This window comes from Streptomyces sp. NPDC001663 (genome assembly GCF_042893105.1).
In the GTDB taxonomy this organism is placed as follows: Bacteria; Actinomycetota; Actinomycetes; order Streptomycetales; family Streptomycetaceae; genus Streptomyces.
Window position 1 is genome coordinate 443,218 of record NZ_JBIAUR010000007.1, and the last position, 21,123, is coordinate 464,340.

Genomic DNA, 21,123 nt, shown 5'->3' on the forward strand with positions numbered 1-21,123 from the left:
CGTCGACGGCCCCGTCCCTGCTCAGGGGCGGGGCCGTGCGCGTACCGCCCATCACCCTCGAATGCCAGAAATTCCGTCGATCCGGGGCAGTTCTCACCAGTAGGGGGAGCGCAACGTCGAACAAGCGTGTAGCTTCCGGGGGCATGAAGAGCGGGGGAGCCGGGAGGGGGCTTCTGTCCGCGCGGACCAGTGGGCACCCATGGTGGGGCACCCATAGCGGGGCATCCATAGGGATCCATTGGGGGGACTGGGGGGTTGGTCGTGGGAGTGCGGCTCATGGTGGTCGACGACCACCGACTGCTCGCCGAGGCACTGGCCTCGGCGTTGAAGCTGCGGGGGCACCGGGTGCTCGCCGCGGCGGCGCCTGCCGCGGGCGCGGCGGAGCTGGTGATCACCCGTGCGCCGGAGGTGTGCCTGCTGGGCACGGCGACACCGGCGGAGCCGGGCATTTTCGACCCGGTGGTGAAGATCAAACGGGAGCGTCCGCAGGTGGCGGTCCTGGTACTGGGCCCGGTACCCAGCCCGCGCGGCATAGCGGCGGCCTTCGCCGCGGGCGCCTCGGGCTACGTACGCCATGACGAGCGCATAGAGGGCGTGGAGCGGGCGATCATGAAGGCGAGGGCGGGCGAGGCGGCGGTCGCGCCGCAGCTCCTCCAGGGTGCCTTCAGCGAGCTCCTGAACCCCGCCGCCCAGCCGGACGACGAGGGGCAGCGCCTGCTCCAGATGCTCACCCCGAGGGAGGTCGAGGTCCTGGTCAGGGTCGCCGACGGCGAGGACACCCGCCTGATCGCGGCCGGCATGGGCATCGCCCCGTCCACGGCCCGCACCCACGTCCAACGGGTCCTGATGAAGCTGGGCGTGGGCTCCCGCCTGGAGGCGGCGGCCCTGGCGGCACGGACGGGCCTGCTGGACAGAGCGGGCCCGGTTCCGCACTCGCCGCCTCCGGAGACGGGAGTGGGGCCGGAGGCCTCCTAGGGCCTGTCCGCCTCGTCTGCCTCCACTGCCTCCGGGAGCGGAGGGGGCGTGGGGCGCAGTTTCAGCCACACCAGGAAGAACACGCCGAGGATCAGCATCCCGATCCCGGTCCACAGGTTGATGTTGACGCCCTGCGCCTTGTCGATCGCTGCCTGGTCGTCGGTGATCCCGACGATCGTGAGCATGACGCCGTACAGCACGAACAGGGCGCCGATGATCCGCCGCAGGTCGAAGATGCGGGCGGCGGTCGCGGACTTGCCCTCCAGCTCGGTGACCTCGCGCTGGACGTCCTTCTCGGAGTAACCGGAGAACCCGGACTGATCGGACATGGTCTCTCCCTCTTGTCGGAAGGCGTCTCAGAACGAGAACGGGATGTAGCAGGCGGCGGCCAGGACGACGGCACCCCAGCCCAGCAGGGCCGGCTTGCGGTACCAGGCGTCGTCACCGGCCGCGGGCGGCTCGGCCATGCCGGGCGACCGGGTGCCGTAGACCAGGCCCTCCAGTTCCTCGGCCGGCTTCGGACGGGTGAACAGCGACACGACGACCATCACCACCGCGCCGGCGACGAAGCCGGCGATCGCGGAGACGAAGTTGGCTCCCTGGTCGGTGGGGATGGAGATGATGTCCCGCTTGTAGAAGACGAAGTAGTTCACCATCGCCGTCACGGTGCCCGCGAGCAGCCCCCAGAAGCCGGACTTCGCGGACGCCCGCTTCCAGAACATGCCGACGATGAAGACGACGAACATCGGCACGTTGAAGAAGGAGAACAGCGTCTGCAGGTAGCTCATGATGTTCGAGAAGGACGAGGCGAGGAACGCCGTTCCCACCGACGCGCAGACACCGATCACCGTGATCAGGCGGCCGAAGCGCACGTAGTACTCGTCCTCGCGGCCCCTGACCACGTACCGCGCCCAGATGTCGTTGGTGAACACCGTGTTGAAGGACGACACATTGGCCGCCATGCCCGCCATGAACGCCGCCAGCAGCCCGGTCACGGCGATGCCGAGCACGCCGTTGGGCAGCAGCTGTGACATCAGGTACGGGATGGCGTCGTTGTACTGCAGATCCGAGCCGGAGGTACCGATCTTCGGGACCAGCACCGCGGCCACCAGGCCCGGGATCATCACCAGGAAGACGATGAAGATCTTCGGGTATGCGGCGATCAGGGGCGTACGCTGGGCCGCGCTGAGGTTCTTGGCCGACAGCGCGCGCTGCACCTCGGCGAAGTTCGTCGTCCAGTAGCCGAAGGACAACACGAAGCCCAGGCCCAGGACGATCGTCAGCCAGTTGGCGCCGAGCGGGTTGGCGCTGCCGATGCCGGTGCCGCCCCACGCGGTGGTGAAGTCCGCGCCGTGCGTCTTGGTGAGGGAGTCGGTCAGGCCGTCCCAGCCGCCGACCCTCTTCAGGCCCAGCACGCAGAGCGGGATGAGGGCCGCGAGGATCACGAAGAACTGCAGCACCTCGTTGTAGATCGCCGACGACAGACCGCCCAGCGTGATGTACGCCAGCACGAACGCCCCGGCGACCACGATCGCCACCCACTGCGGCCAGCCCAGCAGCGCCTCGACGACGATCGCGAGGGCGTAGAGGTTCACGCCCGCGATCAGGATGGCCGCGAAGGCGAACAGGGCCGAACTCAGCAGGTGTGCCCACTTGTCGAAGCGCAGCAGCAGCATCTCGGGGACCGAGCGGACCTTGCTTCCGTAGTAGAAGGGCATCATCACCAGGCCCAGGAAGACCATGGCCGGGATGGCGCCGATCCAGTACCAGTGCACGGTGTACGCGCCGTACTGCGCACTGTTGGCGGCCATGCCCAGGATCTCGGTGGCGGCCAGATTGGCCGAGATGAACGCGAGACCGGTGATCCAGGCGGGCAGGGAGCGCCCGGAGAGGAAGAAGTCGAGGCTGGTCTTGACCGATCTGCGCGCGGCGAAGCCGATGCCCAGGACGACGGCGAAGTAGATGCCGAGGATCGTGTAGTCGAGCCCGTTCGTGGGGAGCCGGAGCTCTGCAGCCAGATAGGTGGGGTTCTGCATGCACGTATCTATGCCCCTCACACGAAACATACGCCTGCTCACACCGCGCGACTTCTCCGGTTGCGGGCCCTCACCCATTGACGTCGCTGTTGCCTTGTGGTTTGTTATGTTTAGTTATGTTGAGGGTTGCGTGTGTAAGGAGCAGAGGCGTGAAGAAGACCTCGACCTCGTTGGCCGACGGTCGCGAGCTCATCTATTACGACCTGCGCGACGACACCGTGCGGGACGCGGTGGACAGGCGTCCGCTGGAGCGCACCGTCACGACCTCCGAGATCCGCCGCGACCCGCTGCTCGGCGACGCGATCGCCGTCGCCTCGCACCGCCAGGGCCGCACCTACCACCCGCCGGCCGACGAGTGCCCCCTGTGCCCCTCGCAGGGCGACCGCCTGAGCGAGATCCCGGACTCGTCGTACGACGTCGTGGTCTTCGAGAACCGCTTCCCCTCGCTGGCCGGCGACTCGGGCCGCTGCGAGGTCGTCTGCTTCACCTCCGACCACAACGCCTCCTTCGCCGACCTGAGCGAGGAGCAGGCGGCCCTGGTCCTGGAGGCCTGGACGGACCGTACGTCGGAGCTGTCGCATCTGCCCTCCGTGGAGCAGGTGTTCTGCTTCGAGAACCGCGGCGCGGAGATCGGCGTGACGCTCGGCCATCCGCACGGCCAGATCTACGCGTACCCGTTCACGACCCCGCGCACCGCGCTGATGCTGCGCTCGCTCGCGGCCCACAAGGAGGCGACGGGCGGTGAGAACCTCTTCGACACCGTCGTGGCGAGCGAACTCGCCGGCCAGCGGGTCGTCCTCGAGGGTGAACACTGGGTGGCGTTCGTGCCGTACGCCGCGCACTGGCCGTACGAGGTCCACCTGTACCCGAAGCGCCGGGTGCCGGACCTGCTCGCGCTGGATGAAGGCGCGCGCACAGAGTTCCCCAAGGTCTATCTGGAACTCTTGAGGCGCTTCGACCGGATCTTCGGCGAAGGTGAACCGCCCACGCCCTACATCTCGGCCTGGCACCAGGCCCCGTTCGGCGCGCTGGAGGAGTTCGAGGGCGTCAACCGCGACGACTTCGCGCTCCACCTCGAGCTTTTCACCATCCGCCGAACCTCCGGCAAGCTGAAGTTCCTCGCGGGTTCCGAGTCCGGCATGAGCGTGTTCATCAACGACGTGCCGCCGGAGCGCGCGGCCGAGCGACTGCGAGAGGTAGCGAGTTGATGAGCGGTAAGTACCTGGTCACCGGTGGCGCGGGCTATGTCGGCAGCGTGGTCGCCCAGCATCTGCTGGAGGCGGGCCACGAGGTCGTCGTGCTCGACAATCTCTCCACGGGCTTCCGGGAGGGCGTCCCGGCCGGTGCGACCTTCATCGAGGGCGACATCCGCGACGCCGCCAAGTGGCTGGACTCCTCCTTCGGGGCGGTCCTGCACTTCGCCGCGTTCTCGCAGGTCGGCGAGTCGGTCGTGAAGCCCGAGAAGTACTGGGACAACAACGTCGCCGGCACCATGGCCCTGCTCGGCGCGATGCGCGAGGCCGGCGTCCGCAAGCTCGTCTTCTCCTCCACGGCCGCCACGTACGGCGAGCCGAAGGAGGTCCCGATCGTGGAGTCGGCGCCCACCTCGCCGACCAACCCGTACGGCGCCTCGAAGCTGGCCGTGGACCACATGATCAGCGGTGAGGCGGCGGCGCACGGCCTGGGCGCGGTCTCGCTGCGCTACTTCAACGTGGCGGGCGCGTACGGCGCCCAGGGCGAGCGCCACGACCCCGAGTCGCACCTCATCCCGCTGGTGCTGCAGGTCGCGCAGGGCAGGCGGGACGCGATCTCGGTCTTCGGCGACGACTACCCGACGCCGGACGGCACGTGCATCCGCGACTACATCCACGTCGCGGACCTCGCCGACGCCCACCTGCTCGCGCTGAAGGCCGCCACCTCCGGCGAGCACCTCATCTGCAACCTGGGCAACGGCGAGGGCTTCTCGGTCCGCCAGGTCATCGAGACGGTCCGGCAGGTCACCGGCCACCCGATCCCGGAGGTCGTGGCCCCGCGCCGCGGCGGTGACCCGGCGGTCCTGGTGGCGTCGGCGGCCACCGCCCGGGAGAAGCTGGGCTGGAACCCGTCCCGCGCGGACCTCGCGGGGATCGTCGCGGACGCGTGGGAGTTCGCGCAGAAGATCGCAAGGGAGCAGTAGTGCGGGCACAGCAGGTGCGGGACGGTTTCGTGGAGCTCTACGGAACCGCACCCGAGGGTGTCTGGTCGGCGCCGGGCCGCGTCAACCTCATCGGTGAGCACACCGACTACAACGACGGCTTCGTGATGCCCTTCGCGCTGCCGCACACGGCGGTGGCAGCGGTCTCGCGCCGCGAGGACGGCGTGCTGCGCCTGCACTCGGCGGACGTCGAGGGCGGCGTCGTGGAACTCCGACTGGACGCTCTGGAGCCCGAGTCGGACCGCAGCTGGACGGCATACCCGGCGGGCGTCGTCTGGGCCCTGCGCGAGGCCGGCCACGCGGTGACCGGCGCGGACGTCCACCTGTCGTCGACGGTCCCGGCGGGCGCGGGCCTGTCGTCCTCGGCGGCCCTGGAGGTCGTCATCGCGCTCGCCCTGAACGACCTCTACGAACTCGGCCTGCAGCGCTGGCAGTTGGCCCGCCTGTGCCAGCGCGCCGAGAACGTCTACGTCGGCGCCCCCACCGGCATCATGGACCAGACGGCGTCGGCGTGCTGCGAGGAGGGCCACGCCCTGTTCCTCGACACCCGCGACCTGTCCCAGAAGCAGATCCCCTTCGACCTGTCCGCGGAGGGCATGCGCCTGCTGGTGGTGGACACCCGGGTCAAGCACTCCCACAGCGAGGGCGAGTACGGCAAGCGCCGGGCGGGCTGCGAGCGGGGCGCGGCACTGCTGGGCGTGGACGCGCTCAGGGATGTCGCCTACGAGGATCTGGAAGCGGCCCTCGCCCGGTTGCGCGACGACGAGGAGGCGGTCCGCCTGGTCCGCCACGTCGTCACTGAGGACGAGCGCGTGGAGAAGGTCGTCTCCCTCCTGGAGTCGGGCGACACCCGCGCGATCGGCCCGGTCCTGGTGGCGGGCCACGCCTCGCTGCGGGACGACTTCCGGATCTCCTGCCCCGAACTCGACCTGGTGGTCGACACGGCCCTGGCCTCCGGCGCCCTGGGCGCCCGCATGACAGGCGGCGGCTTCGGCGGCTCGGCCATCGTCCTGGCGGAGGCATCCGACGTCGACACGATCACCAAGGCGGTCGAGGAGGCCTTCGCGGCAGCGACCTTCACGGCCCCGCGGGTGTTCGAGGCGGTGCCGGGGGCGGGGGCGCGCAGGCTCAGCTGAGCCGCTTCGTCAGTGTGTACTCGGTGATCCCCGGCGGATAGTCGGGGATCACGCACACCACCTCGTACCCCTGCTTCTTGTAGAACTCCGGCGCCTGGAAGTCCCAGGTCTCCAGCCGGGAGGAGGCGCAGCCGCGCTCCTCGTGTGCGATTCGTTCCGCCTGTGCGAGAAGGTGGGAACCCAGGCCCGTGCCGCGGTGGCGTTCGTCCACCCACAGGTAGGTCACGTGCAGCCAGGTCGTCCAGGTGTGGCCCACCAGACCGGCCGCCAGATCACCCCCGTCGTCCAACGCCCAGACGTGGAGCGGAAGTTCGCGTTCACCTGGTGTTCCGCGCAAGGCGCGCAGGATCGGTGACGCCGCTGTGTTGGTGTCCCGCAGGCGGGATCGGAGAAGATCGCGCCGGCCCCTGTCGACTTCTGTCTCAAGACGAAACATGTGGCTCACGATAAACGCGCTGGACAGCCAGTTCTGCAAATTACCTTCCGCTCCTGGCCCCCGGCCGTACCCTGATGAACAGCACCGGTGGGGGCCGGTGCCGATCAGGGGGCGAGACAGTCGGGTACGACGCCCGAAGTGGGGGTAGCAGTTTCCGCACGGCGGCGGCCGCGCGGTGTGCCGTTCCGGTCCCAGGTGGTCAACTGACGGCCTGGGGTGCTTCGGGCGCCGTACCTGCGCCCGTGCCGTCTCCCGACAAATGGGGTATCCCCTGCTCTTCGAGAGCTTGGGGAAGGGGGTTTCGTGGTTCGCATCCGAGTCCTGGTCGTCGACGACCATCGCATCTTCGCCGAGTCGCTCGCCGCCGCACTGGCGGCCGAGCCCGACGTCGACGTGTCCGCGGCCGGCAGCGGTCCCGCCGCGCTGCGCAGCCTGGAGCGTGCGGCAGCCGAGGGACGCCGGTTCGACGTGCTGCTCGTCGACTCCGATCTGGGCGGGAATGTGCCGGGTGTCCGGCCGGCCGTGCCCGTTCAGGAGGGCAACGAGGATGGCCTCGTCGACGGGATCTCGCTGGTCGCCGGGGTGCGCACCGCGCAGCCGGGCGTACGGATCGTCGTGCTCGCCGAGAAGGACGATCCGCGCCGTGCCGCGCTCGCCCTGCAGGCCGGGGCCTCCGGCTGGGTGGCCAAGGACTGCTCGCTGTCGCGCCTGCTCAATGTCATACGGGGAGTCCTGCGCGACGAGACGCATCTGCCGCCCGCCCTGCTCACGGGCGTGCTCAGGGAGTTGACCGCCGCGCGCAAGCACCGCACCGAGAGCGAACGGCTCGTCGAATCCCTCACGCCGAGGGAGCGGGAAGTCTTGCGGTGCATGGTCGCCGGGCTGGGGAGGAAGGCCGTCGCCGAGCGGTTGTTCCTCTCGCCCCACACCGTGCGTACGCACATGCAGAACGTCCTCGGGAAGCTGGGCGTCCACTCGACGCTCGCCGCCGTCGCGCTGGCCCGCCGGGCCGGCGTCGGACCCGTCGACCTAGCCGGGGATGTTGTCGAACGGGGCGGTCAGCTGGCGTAGCAGCCCCGCCAGTTCACCGCGCTGGGCGCGGGAGAGCTCGGCGAGGATCGCCCGCTCCTGGTCGAGGAGGCCGGCGAGGGCCTGGTCCGCACGGTCCTGGCCCTCGTCCGTCAGCCGCACCAGCACACCGCGCCGGTCGCTCGGGTCGGGCAGCCGCTCCACCAGGCCCTTCTTGGCCAGGCGGTCGATGCGGTTCGTCATCGTGCCCGAGGTCACCAGGGTCTGCGTCAGCAGCTGCCCCGGCGAGAGCTGATACGGCGTGCCCGCGCGCCGAAGCGCCGTCAGCACGTCGAACTCCCAGGGCTCCAGGCTGTGCTCGGCGAAGGCCAGCCTGCGCGCCCGGTCCAGATGCCTTGCCAGTCTGCTCACCCGGCTGAGCACCTCGAGCGGTTCCACGTCGAGGTCCGGACGCTCCCGGCGCCACGCTGCGACCAGCCGATCGACCTCGTCCTCCATGGCGATCAGTGTAGTGGTTGTGTCGACGTGAAGTCTCTTGATGTGAAGTCTCTTGACATCAAGAGAAGCTTCCGGGGAAGGTTTGAGACATGACCACCCCCACCTGGGACCCCGCCCAGTACCTGCGTCACGCCGGCCACCGCACCCGCCCCTTCGTCGACCTCCTCGCCCGCGTCCCGGACCTGCCGACCGGCTCACCGCAGATCGCCGACCTGGGCTGCGGCCCCGGCAACGTCACCGTCCTGCTCGCCGACCGCTGGCCCACCGCCCGCATCACCGGCTACGACAACTCGCCCGAGATGCTCGACAAGGCACACGTCGACCACGCCGGCCCCACCCCCGGCGGCGGCCGCCTCGACTTCGCCCCCGCCGACGTACGGACCTGGGCGCCCGGGCGGCCGTACGACCTGATCGTCAGCAACGCGACCCTGCAGTGGGTGCCGGGGCACGCGGACCGCTTCGCCGGCTGGATCGCCGGCCTCGAGCCCGGCGGCACCCTCGCCTTCCAGGTGCCCGGCAACTTCGGCGCCCCCAGCCACACCCTGATGCGCGAACTCGCCCACTCCGCCCGCTGGAAGGACCGCCTCGCCGACGTCCTGCGCCACGACGACGCCGTCCTCGCGCCCGAGGCCTATCTGGAGCGCCTGACCGCCCTCGGCTGCGAGGCGGACGTATGGGAGACGACGTACGTGCATCTCCTCACCGGCGAGGACCCGGTGCTCGACTGGGTGAAGGGGACCGGGCTGCGGCCCGTCCTCACCGCCCTCGCCGACGACCCGGCGGCCCGGGAGGAGTTCCTGGACGAGTACCGGGCGGCCCTGCGGGAGGCCTATCCGGCCGGGGCGCACGGTACGGCGTTCCCCTTCCGCCGGGTCTTCGCCGTCGCCCGCAAGGAGGCATGACCGTGATCACCGCCGTGGACCACGTCCAGCTCGCCGCACCGCCCGGCTCCGAGGACCGGCTGCGGGCGTACTACGTCGAAGTCCTCGGGATGACGGAGATCCCGAAGCCGCAGGTGCTCGCGGCGCGGGGCGGGTGCTGGTTCCAGGTGGGGGTCGTGCAGCTGCACCTCGGGATCGAGACCGACTTCCGGCCCGCGAAGAAGGCGCACCCCGGGCTGCGCGTCACCGGCATCGAGCGGTACGGCGCCCGGCTGGCGGCCCACGGAGCACAGGTGGAGTGGGACGAGAACCTGCCGGGTCACCGGCGGTTCTACTCGTACGACCCCGTGGGCAACCGGCTGGAGTTCCTGGAGCCGGTGACCTCGGTTTGACCCCACGGCGCAGGGTCACCCGCCTGGTGACACCGACGTCGAAACCCGTGAGGAGTGAGGATCGTGGCGAAGGAAGAAAAGGCCCGCGCCAAGAAGGAACAGATGAAGGGCAAGGCCAAGGAAGCGATGGGCCGGATGGTCGGCAACGAGCGGATGACCGCCGAGGGCAAGGCCGAGCAGGCCAAGGGCGACGCGCGCCAGGCGAAGGAGAAGGGCAAGGACACCTTCAAGCACTGAGCGTGCCTACCGGGGTGCCGGCCTCAGCTCTTCCGGCGTCCTATCAAGTGCGGCTTCGCCTCCAGCCCGTCCAGCCCGTGCCACGCCAGGTTCACCAGGTGTGCGGCGACCTCCGCCTTCTTCGGGCGGCGCACGTCCAGCCACCACTGGCCGGTCAGGGCGACCATGCCGACCAGGGCCTGCGCGTACAGCGGGGCCAGCTTGGGGTCGAAGCCGCGGCTCTTGAACTCGCGGCCCAGGATGTCCTCCACCTGGGTGGCGATGTCCGAGATCAGCGAGGCGAAGGAACCCGTCGACTGCGGGATGGGGGAGTCGCGGACCAGGATGCGGAAGCCGTCCGTGTACTCCTCGATGTAGTCCAGGAGGGCGAAGGCGGCCTGTTCGCAGAGTTCTCGCGGGTGGCCGGCCGTCAGGGAGCTGGTCACCATTTCCAGCAGCCGCCGCATCTCGCGGTCCACCACCACCGCGTACAGCCCCTCCTTGCCGCCGAAGTGCTCGTACACCACCGGCTTGGACACCCCGGCCTTCGCCGCGATCTCCTCCACCGACGTGCCCTCGAACCCCTTGGCGGCGAACAGGGTGCGACCGATCTCCAGCAGCTGCTGACGGCGCTCGGCCCCCGTCATACGGGTGCGCCGTGTTCGCCGCTGTTTGTCCGGGCTCGGGGTACTGCTGGGATCGGTCGCCACGGCGTCAATCATGCCGCCTCGGCGGTCTCCTTCCGGTGCCGAGAGCCCTCTTCACCGGTGTTCCGGCGCGAATCGATACGCGAGCGTGACGGCCACCGCACGTCGTACGCCCAGCCGAACGCCTCGAACCAGCGGATGATCCGCGCCGAGGAGTCCACCTGCCAGCGCTCCACACCGTGCCGCGCCGAGGTCGGGTCCGCGTGATGCAGGTTGTGCCAGGACTCGCCGCACGACAGCACGGCCAGCCACCACACGTTGCCCGAGCGGTCCCGCGACTTGAAGGGCCGCTTGCCGACCGCGTGACAGATCGAGTTGATCGACCAGGTCACATGGTGCAGCAGCGCCACCCGTACGAGTGAGCCCCAGAAGAAGGCCGTGAACGCGCCCCACCAGGACCAGGTGACCAGACCGCCGATCAGCGGCGGCAGGGCCAGCGACAGCATCGTCCAGAACACGAACTGGCGGGAGATCGCACGGATCGCCGGGTCCTTGATCAGATCCGGCGCGTACTTGTCCTGCGGCGTCTGCTCCTCGTCGAACATCCAGCCGATGTGCGCCCACCACAGGCCCTTGACCAGCGCCGGGACCGTCTCCCCGAAACGCCACGGGGAGTGCGGGTCGCCCTCCGCGTCGGAGAACTTGTGGTGCTTGCGGTGGTCCGCCACCCAGCGGACCAGAGGGCCCTCCACCGCCAGCGACCCCATGATCGCGAGCGCGATGCGCAGGGGCCGCTTGGCCTTGAACGAGCCGTGCGTGAAGTAGCGGTGGAAGCCGATCGTGATGCCGTGGCAGCCCAGGTAGTAGAAGAACACCATGAGGCCGAGATCCAGCCAGCTCACCCCCCACCCCCACGCCAGCGGCACCGCCGCAAGGAGCGCGAGGAACGGGACGATGATGAAGAGCAGCAGCGTGACCTGTTCGATCGAACCCTTCTGCTCGCCACCCAGCGTGGCGGAGGTGACGGACGTGTCGCCGGGCGCCTTCGGGGCGTCTTCGATCACATCGGAGCTTGTGGTCATGGGCGTCCCCTGTGGGATCGAGGGTTGAGAGAGGTGCCGGGGCGGCTGTGGGAACCATGCCCGGGTTCCGTTACATCGTTCCCTACGGTTCCGTAACCTACGGCATCGTAAGTATGGCAGTGCCCCGCCCGGCGGCAAGAGCCCGAAAGTCTGCGCGTCCGCATGGACACCTATCCTGGAGTCGGTCGGACAGCGCGGTCCGCTCTGATTCATTCCCGGATGTCAGGGCCGTATGCGGCGCCCGCCGCGCGGCCCCTGCCACCGGGTTCCCCTCCCGGACGAGCTTCAACACTGCAAGGAGCCGCACCTGTGAGCAGTGCCGACGACCAGACTGTTTCTCAGCCGAACACCAGCACTGAGCTGCGCGCCGACATCCGCCGGCTGGGTGACCTCCTGGGCGAGACCCTCGTCCGGCAGGAGGGGCCCGAGCTGCTGGAACTCGTCGAGAAGGTCCGCCGCCTCACCCGCGAGGACGGAGAAGCCGCCGCCGAGCTGCTGCGCGGCACCGAACTGGAGACCGCGGCCAAGCTGGTCCGCGCCTTCTCCACCTACTTCCACCTGGCCAACGTCACCGAGCAGGTCCACCGCGGCCGCGAACTGCGCGCCAAGCGCGCCGCCGAGGGCGGCCTGCTGGCCCGTACTGCCGACCGGCTCAAGGACGCCGACCCCGAGCACCTGCGCCAGACGGTCAGGCACCTCAATGTCCGCCCGGTGTTCACGGCCCACCCGACCGAGGCCGCGCGCCGCTCGGTCCTGAACAAGCTCCGGCGCATCGCCGCGCTCCTGGAGACCCCGGTCATCGAGGCCGACCGCCGCCGCTACGACACCCGGCTGGCCGAGAACATCGACCTGGTGTGGCAGACGGACGAGCTCCGAGTCGTACGGCCCGAACCGGCCGACGAGGCCCGCAACGCCATCTACTACCTTGACGAACTGCACGCGGGCGCCGTCGGCGACGTCCTCGAGGACCTCACCGCCGAACTGGAGCGCGTCGGCGTCAAGCTCCCCGACGAGACCCGCCCCCTCACCTTCGGCACCTGGATCGGCGGCGACCGCGACGGCAACCCGAACGTCACCCCCCAGGTCACCTGGGACGTCCTGATCCTCCAGCACGAGCACGGCATCAACGACGCCCTGGAACTCATCGACGAACTCCGCGGCTTCCTCTCGAACTCCATCCGCTACACCGGCGCCACGGAGGAGCTCCTGGAATCCCTCCAGGCCGACCTGGAGCGCCTCCCGGAGATCAGCCCCCGCTACAAGCGCCTCAACGCCGAGGAGCCCTACCGCCTCAAGGCCACCTGCATCCGGCAGAAGCTGGAGAACACCAAGCAGCGCCTCGCCAAGGGCACCCCGCACGAGGACGGCCGCGACTACCTCGGCACCGCCGAGCTGCTCCAGGACCTCACCCTCATCCAGACCTCCCTCCGCGAGCACCGCGGCGGCCTCTTCGCCGACGGCCGCATGAACCGCACCATCCGCACCCTGTCCGCCTTCGGCCTCCAGCTCGCCACCATGGACGTACGCGAACACGCGGACGCCCACCACCACGCCCTCGGCCAGCTCTTCGACCGCCTCGGCGAGGAGTCCTGGCGGTACGCCGACATGCCCCGCGAGTACCGGGGCAAGCTCCTCGCCAAGGAGCTGCGCTCCCGGCGGCCCCTCGCACCCACCCCGGCGCCCGTCGACGCCCCCGGCGAGAAGACCCTCGGCGTCTTCCAGACCGTCAAGCGGGCCCTGGAGGTCTTCGGACCCGAGGTCGTCGAGTCGTACATCATCTCGATGTGCCAGGGCGCCGACGACGTCTTCGCCGCCGCCGTCCTGGCCCGCGAGGCCGGCCTCGTCGACCTGCACGCCGGCTGGGCGAAGATCGGCATCGTGCCGCTCCTGGAGACCACCGACGAGCTCAAGGCCGCCGACACGATCCTCGAGGACATGCTCTCCGACCCGTCCTACCGGCGTCTGGTGGCGCTCAGGGGCGACGTCCAGGAGGTCATGCTCGGGTACAGCGACTCCTCCAAGTTCGGCGGCATCACCACCTCCCAGTGGGAGATCCACCGCGCCCAGCGGCGCCTGCGCGACGTCGCCCACCGCTACGGCGTCCGCCTCCGCCTCTTCCACGGCCGCGGCGGCACCGTCGGCCGCGGCGGCGGCCCCTCGCACGACGCGATCCTTGCGCAGCCCTGGGGCACCCTCGAGGGCGAGATCAAGGTCACCGAGCAGGGCGAGGTCATCTCCGACAAGTACCTCGTGCCGTCCCTGGCCCGCGAGAACCTCGAACTGACCGTCGCGGCCACGCTGCAGGCCTCCGCCCTGCACACCTCCCCCCGCCAGTCCGTCGAGGCGCTCGCCCGCTGGGACGCCGCCATGGACGTGGTGAGCAACGCCGCCGAGGCCGCCTACCGCAGGCTCGTCGAGGACCCCGACCTGCCCGCCTACTTCTTCGCGTCGACACCGGTGGACCAGCTCGCCGACCTGCACCTCGGGTCCCGGCCCTCCCGACGCCCCGACTCGGGTGCCGGCCTCGACGGACTGCGCGCCATCCCGTGGGTCTTCGGCTGGACCCAGTCACGTCAGATCGTCCCCGGCTGGTTCGGCGTCGGCTCCGGACTCAAGGCGCTGCGCGAGGCCGGCCTCGACACCGTGCTCGACGAGATGCACGAACAGTGGCACTTCTTCCGCAACTTCATCTCCAACGTCGAGATGACCCTTGCGAAGACCGACCTGCGAATCGCCGCCCACTACGTCGACACCCTCGTCCCCGACGACCTCAAGCACGTCTTCGAGACCATCAAGGCCGAGCACGAACTCACCGTGCGCGAAGTGCTGAAGGTGACCGGCGAGGACGAACTCCTCGACGCCGCCCCGGTGTTGAAGCAGACCTTCACCATCCGCGACGCCTACCTGGACCCGATCTCCTACCTCCAGGTCACGCTGCTCAAGCGCCAGCGCGACGCGGCGGCCGCGGGCGAACAGGCCGACCCGATCCTGTCCCGCGCGCTGCTCCTGACGGTCAACGGCGTGGCGGCCGGCCTGCGCAACACCGGCTGACCCGCCCGCACATGGGGGTGCCCCCGAGCTTCGTACGAGCTCGGGGGCACCCCCATGTGCATCCGGTACGTCAGGCCCGGCGCCGGCGGACCACGAGGTAACCGCCCGCCGCGACCAACGCGGCCGCCACTCCGGAGACCAGCCCGACCGGAGCGCCGTTGCCCGTCTCGGCCAGGTCGTCCGAACCGCCGGCCTGCGCGGACGGCGAGGAGGACACCTCCGGCTCCGCAGCGGAGGCCGGCCTCGGGGACGCCGACGCCGGAACCGACGAGGACGCCGACGGCTCGGGCGTCGCATCGCAGGGGCAAGCCCCGTCGCCGTCGTCCGAGCCCTCGCAGTCCGTCCAGAACACCTTCTGCTTGGCGGCGCCCTTCTCACCGTCGAAGTTCCAGAACAGCTTGTAGTGCCCGTCGGGCAGCGACAGGTCCTGCGTACGGCCGTGACCCTTGGCGTCCAGCGTGATGGCGCCCGTCTTCACGGTCTCGCCCTTCGTGGCGGCCGTCGGAGCCCAGGCCTCGATGTGCCAGTCGACCTGCTGGACGGCGTCGAAACCGAAGGCGTCCAGGTAGAACGTGCAGACGTGGGGCTCGTTGCGCTTCAACTCCTCGCCGGTGGAGGCGTCGTGGATCTTCACGGTCCCGTTGTCACCGGGAGCGGTGGCGTGGGCGGCGACCGGAGCGGCGAGCAGCGCTGCCGCGGCGACGGCGGACAGGGCGCCGGCGCGGGTGAGGGTACGCATGGGGCAGTCCATCTTCGAGTTGTGGACGGGAAGATGTGGAGGGGGCGGCTCAGCATCCAGCCGCGACTGACGCAAGGTCAATCACGAACAGGGAACACTCAGGCTCTCCACAGATGTGGAGAACGGCGAGAGCCATCAAATGGTCACGAAAACCGCCGTAACCAGTGCGACCCCCGACCCCGCCAGCACCCACGCCGGCCGCGTCCGCCCCAGCCCCCCGGCCACCACCACCGACGCCAGCAACAACGCACCGCCCAACGGCACCCAGGAGTACAGCACCCCCGCCGGACCACTGCGCACGACCTCACCGCCGCCCGGCTTCACCACCACGCTGTACGTCTGCCCCTTGCGCACCGCCACCGACTTCTCGATGACCATCCGCTCACGCGCCTGCGACCCCGCCGAAACCGGCGTGTACGGGCCCGTGCAGGTGTCCGCACCGCACCGCGTCACCTCGATCGTGCCGTGCTCCCGCCCCTTGGTCAGCATCACGTACTGAGCCGTCCCCCACGACGCCCACACACCGGCAATCAGAATCAGGACGGCGACCGTACCCATCGCCGCGAACCGCCCGAAACGCAGCGCGACGACCGAGGACTGACGGGAAGAGGTGGCTGTGGCGGGCATGGCGGGGATCATTGGCCATGCCCGCACGGCCAGTCAACCGAGCTGGGGGACAAGTCACACCCCAGCCGGGGACAAGTCAGGAGTTGTACGTGCTTTGCGCCCGCTCCAGCCCCTCGATCACCAGACACTCCACGGCATCCGCAGCCCGGTCCACGAAGTAGTCCAACTCCTTGCGCTCCGCCGACGAGAAGTCCTTCAACACGAAGTCCGCCACCTGCATACGCCCCGGCGGCCGCCCGATCCCGAACCGCACCCGGTGATAGTCCGCCCCCATCGCCTTCGTCATCGACTTCAACCCGTTGTGCCCGTTGTCCCCACCACCGAGCTTCAACCGCAGCGTCCCGTGATCGATGTCCAACTCGTCATGCACCGCAACGATGTTCGCGAGCGGCACCTTGTAGAACTCCCGCAACGCGTTCACCGGACCGCCCGACAGATTCATGTACGACATCGGCTTCGCCAGAATCACCCGCCGGTTCCCCGGCCCCGGCGGCCCGATCCGCCCCTCCACGACCTGCGCCTGCGCCTTGCCCGCCCGCTTGAACCTCCCCCCGATCCGCTCGGCCAGCAGATCGGCCACCATGAACCCCACGTTGTGCCGGTTCATCGCATACTCGGGTCCCGGATTCCCCAGGCCGACGACCAGCCACGGGGCACTAGAGGGGGTGGTCACGTCCATCTCTCCTTGCTGTGCTTTCTGGGGGATGACCCCCAGACCCCCAGCAGCCAGCCGCTGCCCCGTACGGGAACAGCGGCTGACGAACTGTCGAACGCGGTGGGGCGAGGATCAGGCCTCGGCAACCTCTTCGCCCGCGGCCTCTTCACCCTCCACGGCCTCTTCGGCCTGCGCGGCCAGGACCTGCAGCACGACCGCGTCACCGTCGACGGCCAGCGTGGTGCCGTTCGGCAGCGTGATGTCCTTGGCGAGGATCGAGGCACCGGCCTCCAGGCCCTCGACCGACACCGTGACCGACTCGGGGATGTGCGTGGCCTCGGCCTCGACCGGCAGCGCGTTCAGCACGTGCTCCAGCAGGTTGCCACCCGGGGCCAGCTCGCCCTCGGCGTGCACCGGAATCTCGACCGTGACCTTCTCGCCACGCTTGACCAGCTGCAGGTCGACGTGCTCCAGGAAGCCCTTGATCGCGTCACGCTGAACGGCCTTCGGGATCGCCAGCTCGTTGGTCTTGCCGTCGATGTCCAGGGAGATCAGGACGTTCGGCGTACGCAGGGCAAGAAGCAGGTCGTGGCCCGGAAGGGTCAGGTGCAGCGGGTCGGAACCGTGGCCGTACAGCACACCGGGAACCTTGCTGTCACGACGGATACGACGGGCGGCACCCTTGCCGAACTCGGTACGGGTCTCGGCGGAGATCTTGACCTCGGACATGATCACTCCTCGTATGAAACAGAAACGGACGTGGTCACCCGGCCACGAACGGCCTGCTACGAAGAGCGCGTCGATAACGGACCGCCGTATCCCGAACCTTTCGGCACGAGTACGGCCTCCCTCGCCGAGCAACTGGAGCAGTCTACTCGGCAAGGGAGGCCGCAGAGAAGTTGACCTTGAGCGCCCCCCGGGAGCGGGCGATCAACCGGACGAGCAGGACTACTGCTCGTCGAACAGGCTCGTCACCGAACCGTCCTCGAACACCTCACGCACCGCACTCGCGATCGTCGGCGCGATCGACAGCACCGTGATCTTGTCCAGGTCCCCGCCCAGCTCACCCGGCGTCGGCAGCGTGTTCGTGAACACGAACTCGCTCACCCGCGAGTTCTTCAGACGGTCGGCCGCGGGACCGGACAACACACCGTGCGTCGCCGTCACGATGACGTCCTCGGCACCATGCGCGAAGAGGGCGTCGGCGGCGGCACAGATCGTGCCACCGGTGTCGATCATGTCGTCGACCAGCACACAGACCCGACCCTTGACCTCACCCACGACCTCGTGGACGGTCACCTGGTTCGCCACGTCCTTGTCGCGCCGCTTGTGCACGATCGCGAGCGGCGCACCGAGACGGTCGCACCACCGGTCGGCCACCCGCACACGCCCCGCGTCCGGCGACACGACCGTCAGCTTGTCCCGGTCCACCTTCCGGCCCACGTAGTCCGCAAGCAGCGGAAGAGCGAAGAGGTGATCCACCGGACCGTCGAAGAAGCCCTGGATCTGGTCCGTGTGCAGATCCACGGTCAGGATCCGGTCCGCACCGGCCGTCTTCATCAGATCCGCGATCAGACGGGCCGAGATCGGCTCACGACCACGGTGCTTCTTGTCCTGCCGGGCATAGCCGTAGAACGGCACGATGACGGTGATGGAGCGCGCCGAAGCCCTCTTCAGGGCATCGATCATGATCAGCTGCTCCATGATCCACTGGTTGATCGGAGCCGTGTGGCTCTGGATCACAAAGCAGTCGGCGCCGCGCGCCGACTCCTGGTACCGAACGTAGATCTCGCCGTTCGCGAAGTCGAAGGCCTTCGTCGGGACGACCCCGACACCCAGCTGTTGGGCGACCTCCTCGGCAAGCTCGGGGTGGGCGCGGCCGGAGAAGAACATCATCTTCTTCTCGCCGGTCGTCTTGATCCCGGTCACAGCTGTCTCCTCAGAGGTGTCTCAACTGGGTGTGCACTTATCACGGTACGCCGTGTTTGGCGCACCCGTTTCCGGTCAGTCCTCGCCCTCGACCTGCCGAGACGCCGCCTCGGCCGCCTTCGCAGCCGCGCTGCCCGGACGCTTGCGAGCCACCCAACCCTCGATATTCCGCTGCTGACCACGGGCCACGGCCAGCGAACCGGGCGGCACGTCCTTCGTGATCACGGACCCCGCGGCGGTGTACGAACCGTCCCCGACCGTGACGGGAGCCACAAACATATTGTCCGAACCCGTACGGCAATGTGACCCGACGGTGGTGTGGTGCTTCTCCTGCCCGTCGTAGTTCACGAACACGCTGGCCGCACCGATGTTGGTGTAGTCACCGATGGTCGCGTCACCGACGTAGGACAGATGCGGAATCTTGGTCCCCTCACCGATCGCCGCGTTCTTGGTCTCCACGTACGTACCGATCTTCGACTTGAGCCCGAGCCGCGTACCGGGCCGCAGATAGGCGTACGGCCCCACGCTCGCCTGCGGCCCCACGTGCGCACCGTTGGCCACCGTGTTGTCCACGCGGGCACCGGCCTCGACACGCGTGTCCGTCAGCCGGCTGTTGGGGCCCACCTCCGCGCCCTCGCCGACGTGCGTGGAGCCGTGCAGCTGGGTGCCCGGGTGGACGACGGCGTCCTGCTCGAAGGTGACGGTCACGTCGACCCAGGTAGTCGCCGGGTCGATCACGGTCACACCGGCGAGCATCGCCTCGGTCAGCAGCCGGTCGTTGAGGATCCGCCGGGCCTCGCTGAGCTGCACACGGTTGTTGATCCCGGCGATCTCGCGGTGGTCGCCGGCGACGGAGGCGCCCACGCGGTGACCCGCCTCGCGCAGAATCCCCAGGACGTCGGTGAGGTACTCCTCGCCCTGACTGTTGTCCGTCCGCACCTTCTTGAGGGAGTCGGCGAGCAGGTGCCCGTCGAAGGCGAACACCCCGGAGTTGATCTCCCGGATCGCCCGCTGGGTCTCGCTCGCGTCCTTGTGCTCGACGATCTCGGTGACGGCACCGGTGTTCTCGTCCCGCACGATCCGTCCGTAACCGGTGGCGTCCGGGACCTCGGCGGTCAGCACGGTCACGGCGTTGCCGTCGGAGGTGTGGGTGGCGGCGAGCTGCCGAAGCGTCTCGCCGGTGAGAAGCGGAGTGTCGCCGCACACGACGACGACGGTTCCGTCGACACTGCCGCCGAGCTCGTCCAGAGCGATGCGTACGGCGTGGCCCGTGCCGTTCTGCTCCGCCTGCACGGCGGTGCGTACGGCGGGGTCGATCTCAGCGAGATGGGCGCCGACCTTCTCCCGTGCGTGCCCGACCACGACGACGAGGTTCTCGGGGTCCAACTCGCGGGCGGCGGCGAGCACATGGCCCACGAGGCTGCGTCCGCAGATCGCATGCAGGACCTTGGGTGTGGCCGACTTCATACGGGTGCCCTCACCCGCTGCGAGAACGACGACGGCTGCCGGGCGAATGGCGCTCACGGGGTTGCCCTTCGGCTGTGGAGTGGGTGGGGACATCCGCAGGATACCGGGGCGTTTCGTGGGGGACATGAGAGCGGGCCCTGACAGTGCTGTCAGGGCCCGAACTGAAGTGTTGTGCACTGTAGCTCCCCCGCAAGGATTCGAACCTTGACCTGCCAAGACCAAAACTTGGTGTGCTGCCGGGTTACACCACGGGGGACAGTGCGTCAGACCTTACCGGAGTCGCGCGGCTGCGCCAGCAGCTATCCCGTTCCACCAGCCCTCGATACGGCAATACAGCTCGGCTCCCTGCCGGACGCGGATGACGAGGCACCCGCGATAACTGTCGCCGACGTTCTTGCGAACGGTCTTGGGGTTGTGCTTCTTGAGTGTCGTCCGCTGCAGTGCAGATGCGTCAATGCCGACGATGTCGGCCCAGTACTTCTCGGCACCTGCCACGTCTGCGCTCTCATGGATCATGACCCGAAACCTGAGGCGCTCGCGGGCTACGCCGAGCAAATCGAGCCAGGCCAGGAAGACCTGGATCACCGCCGGGTCGCTGTTGACGAAGTTGACAACCTCGCGGCGCTGGTACGGCTTGCTCTTCTGTCCCTCGGCCCAATAGAGAGCGACGCCGGCCATGAACAGGTCCCGGTCGGCGAGTTCGCCAACCTCCTGGGCGGCACCTTCCTTGACTCGCGTGCGCTCCTCGTCCTGCGCGTTGCGCAGGCGTGCCAGCCCGGCCTGCATCAGTTCCCGGTGCTCCTCGGGCGTGTAGCGCGGCTCCGGCTTCGGCAGATCCCGCACCCACAGAGAGACCGAACTCCGCGAGCACCCCAACTCGGCCTCGATCTGGTCGTACGTCCAGCCCTCCAGCCGAAGCTCCCGCGCCCTCGCCCGCAGGTCGTCCTTCGCGTTCGGCCGCTTCGTCCACTCCGGCGGCGGCTCCCCCTTCACCAGCTGGTTGAGGATGTCGTTGTTGAAGATCTTCAGCTCGTCGCGGATCTGTCGAAGGCTGTAGCCCCCGCGCCGTAGCGCGACCGCCCGTTCCCGCAGTCCCTCGAAGTCGGCGTATTTGCCATGTGGATGTGCCATGG

22 protein-coding genes and 1 tRNA gene are annotated in these 21,123 nt (G+C 69.1%); 9 read left to right on the forward strand and 14 right to left on the reverse strand.

The features are described from left to right. Positions 1 to 276 precede the first annotated feature (276 nt). Entirely contained in the window at positions 277 to 975 is a 699-nt protein-coding gene (locus ACFY1L_RS24595) for a LuxR C-terminal-related transcriptional regulator (protein ID WP_388828076.1), read from the forward strand. Here ACFY1L_RS24595 and ACFY1L_RS24600 read toward each other — a convergent pair. Together ACFY1L_RS24600 and ACFY1L_RS24605 are read right to left on the reverse strand one after the other, a co-directional pair. Continuing rightward, positions 972 to 1,304 (reverse strand): hypothetical protein, encoded by a 333-nt coding sequence (locus tag ACFY1L_RS24600; RefSeq protein WP_388828077.1) that lies wholly within the window; start codon positions 1,302 to 1,304, stop codon positions 972 to 974. The two genes, ACFY1L_RS24595 and ACFY1L_RS24600, sit on opposite strands and share 4 nt — an antisense overlap. Positions 1,305 to 1,331: 27 nt before the next feature. Then, on the reverse strand, positions 1,332 to 3,011 hold the full coding sequence (locus tag ACFY1L_RS24605; protein ID WP_388828080.1) for a sodium:solute symporter family protein: 1,680 nt from the start codon (positions 3,009 to 3,011) through the stop codon (positions 1,332 to 1,334). 149 nt (positions 3,012 to 3,160) lie between these two features. Between ACFY1L_RS24605 and galT the strand changes: the two genes are divergently transcribed. The 3 genes from galT to galK are packed head-to-tail and all read left to right on the forward strand — an operon-like array spanning position 3,161 to position 6,341. After that, a complete protein-coding gene (gene galT, locus ACFY1L_RS24610) occupies positions 3,161 to 4,219 on the forward strand; it encodes a galactose-1-phosphate uridylyltransferase (RefSeq protein WP_388828083.1) in 1,059 nt (352 codons plus the stop codon). Next, entirely contained in the window at positions 4,219 to 5,187 is a 969-nt protein-coding gene (gene galE / locus ACFY1L_RS24615; RefSeq protein ID WP_388828086.1) for a UDP-glucose 4-epimerase GalE, read from the forward strand. The genes galT and galE overlap by 1 nt, the downstream gene beginning before the upstream one ends. Beyond that, entirely contained in the window at positions 5,187 to 6,341 is a 1,155-nt protein-coding gene (gene galK / locus ACFY1L_RS24620; protein ID WP_388828089.1) for a galactokinase, read from the forward strand. Before galE ends, galK begins: the two co-directional genes overlap by 1 nt. On the opposite strand, the gene ACFY1L_RS24625 is transcribed toward galK, so the two are convergent. Further along, a complete protein-coding gene (locus ACFY1L_RS24625) occupies positions 6,334 to 6,777 on the reverse strand; it encodes a GNAT family N-acetyltransferase (protein WP_388828092.1) in 444 nt (147 codons plus the stop codon). The two genes, galK and ACFY1L_RS24625, sit on opposite strands and share 8 nt — an antisense overlap. Positions 6,778 to 7,080: 303 nt before the next feature. Here ACFY1L_RS24625 and ACFY1L_RS24630 point away from each other — a divergent pair, with 303 nt between their 5' ends. Beyond that, positions 7,081 to 7,848 (forward strand): response regulator transcription factor, encoded by a 768-nt coding sequence (locus tag ACFY1L_RS24630; RefSeq protein WP_361260293.1) that lies wholly within the window; start codon positions 7,081 to 7,083, stop codon positions 7,846 to 7,848. On the opposite strand, the gene tamR is transcribed toward ACFY1L_RS24630, so the two are convergent. After that, the gene (gene tamR / locus ACFY1L_RS24635) at positions 7,807 to 8,304 is read right to left on the reverse strand and encodes a MarR family transcriptional regulator TamR (protein WP_328871921.1); all 498 of its coding nucleotides are present in this window, start codon (positions 8,302 to 8,304) and stop codon (positions 7,807 to 7,809) included. The two genes, ACFY1L_RS24630 and tamR, sit on opposite strands and share 42 nt — an antisense overlap. Before the next feature lie 89 nt (positions 8,305 to 8,393). On the opposite strand from tamR, the gene ACFY1L_RS24640 reads away from it, so the two are divergent. The 3 genes from ACFY1L_RS24640 to ACFY1L_RS24650 all read left to right on the forward strand — a co-directional run bounded on the left by ACFY1L_RS24640 (position 8,394) and on the right by ACFY1L_RS24650 (position 9,814). Then, the gene (locus tag ACFY1L_RS24640; RefSeq protein ID WP_388828097.1) at positions 8,394 to 9,206 is read left to right on the forward strand and encodes a trans-aconitate 2-methyltransferase; all 813 of its coding nucleotides are present in this window, start codon (positions 8,394 to 8,396) and stop codon (positions 9,204 to 9,206) included. 2 nt (positions 9,207 to 9,208) lie between these two features. Continuing rightward, positions 9,209 to 9,577 carry a glyoxalase gene (locus ACFY1L_RS24645; RefSeq protein ID WP_388828408.1) on the forward strand — a complete coding sequence of 123 codons (369 nt, stop codon included), beginning with the start codon at positions 9,209 to 9,211 and terminating at the stop codon, positions 9,575 to 9,577. A gap of 63 nt (positions 9,578 to 9,640) precedes the next feature. Continuing rightward, complete coding sequence (locus ACFY1L_RS24650; protein ID WP_388828100.1) at positions 9,641 to 9,814, forward strand: CsbD family protein; 174 nt, start codon at positions 9,641 to 9,643, stop codon at positions 9,812 to 9,814. Positions 9,815 to 9,837: 23 nt separating this feature from the next. Here ACFY1L_RS24650 and ACFY1L_RS24655 read toward each other — a convergent pair whose 3' ends face one another. After that, positions 9,838 to 10,515 carry a TetR family transcriptional regulator gene (locus ACFY1L_RS24655; RefSeq protein WP_388828103.1) on the reverse strand — a complete coding sequence of 226 codons (678 nt, stop codon included), beginning with the start codon at positions 10,513 to 10,515 and terminating at the stop codon, positions 9,838 to 9,840. Next, complete coding sequence (locus ACFY1L_RS24660) at positions 10,512 to 11,522, reverse strand: acyl-CoA desaturase (RefSeq protein WP_388828106.1); 1,011 nt, start codon at positions 11,520 to 11,522, stop codon at positions 10,512 to 10,514. The genes ACFY1L_RS24655 and ACFY1L_RS24660 overlap by 4 nt, the downstream gene beginning before the upstream one ends. A 309-nt stretch (positions 11,523 to 11,831) precedes the next feature. On the opposite strand from ACFY1L_RS24660, the gene ppc reads away from it, so the two are divergent. Beyond that, on the forward strand, positions 11,832 to 14,573 hold the full coding sequence (gene ppc, locus ACFY1L_RS24665) for a phosphoenolpyruvate carboxylase (protein WP_388828109.1): 2,742 nt from the start codon (positions 11,832 to 11,834) through the stop codon (positions 14,571 to 14,573). A 70-nt stretch (positions 14,574 to 14,643) separates the two neighbouring features. Here the strand turns inward: ppc and ACFY1L_RS24670 are convergent, their stop codons facing one another. From ACFY1L_RS24670 to ACFY1L_RS24705, 8 genes are all read right to left on the reverse strand, one after another. Next, on the reverse strand, positions 14,644 to 15,312 hold the full coding sequence (locus tag ACFY1L_RS24670) for an LPXTG cell wall anchor domain-containing protein (RefSeq protein ID WP_388828112.1): 669 nt from the start codon (positions 15,310 to 15,312) through the stop codon (positions 14,644 to 14,646). 135 nt (positions 15,313 to 15,447) lie between these two features. Beyond that, positions 15,448 to 15,951 (reverse strand): hypothetical protein, encoded by a 504-nt coding sequence (locus tag ACFY1L_RS24675; protein ID WP_388828115.1) that lies wholly within the window; start codon positions 15,949 to 15,951, stop codon positions 15,448 to 15,450. Between the two features lie 64 nt (positions 15,952 to 16,015). Further along, on the reverse strand, positions 16,016 to 16,618 hold the full coding sequence (gene pth / locus ACFY1L_RS24680) for an aminoacyl-tRNA hydrolase (protein ID WP_388828118.1): 603 nt from the start codon (positions 16,616 to 16,618) through the stop codon (positions 16,016 to 16,018). 108 nt (positions 16,619 to 16,726) lie between these two features. After that, positions 16,727 to 17,323, reverse strand: coding sequence for a 50S ribosomal protein L25/general stress protein Ctc (locus tag ACFY1L_RS24685; RefSeq protein WP_388828121.1), 597 nt, complete (start codon positions 17,321 to 17,323; stop codon positions 16,727 to 16,729). A gap of 219 nt (positions 17,324 to 17,542) precedes the next feature. Further along, on the reverse strand, positions 17,543 to 18,523 hold the full coding sequence (locus ACFY1L_RS24690; RefSeq protein WP_388828124.1) for a ribose-phosphate diphosphokinase: 981 nt from the start codon (positions 18,521 to 18,523) through the stop codon (positions 17,543 to 17,545). Between the two features lie 75 nt (positions 18,524 to 18,598). Further along, positions 18,599 to 20,047, reverse strand: a complete 1,449-nt coding sequence (gene glmU, locus ACFY1L_RS24695; RefSeq protein WP_388828126.1) for a bifunctional UDP-N-acetylglucosamine diphosphorylase/glucosamine-1-phosphate N-acetyltransferase GlmU — start codon at positions 20,045 to 20,047, stop codon at positions 18,599 to 18,601. A gap of 125 nt (positions 20,048 to 20,172) precedes the next feature. Beyond that, positions 20,173 to 20,246 (reverse strand) — tRNA-Gln (locus tag ACFY1L_RS24700). Positions 20,247 to 20,260: 14 nt separating this feature from the next. Continuing rightward, positions 20,261 to 21,121: a helix-turn-helix domain-containing protein gene (locus ACFY1L_RS24705; protein ID WP_388828129.1), complete on the reverse strand. Its 861-nt coding sequence runs from the start codon at positions 21,119 to 21,121 to the stop codon at positions 20,261 to 20,263. Between the last annotated feature and the right edge of the window lie 2 nt (positions 21,122 to 21,123).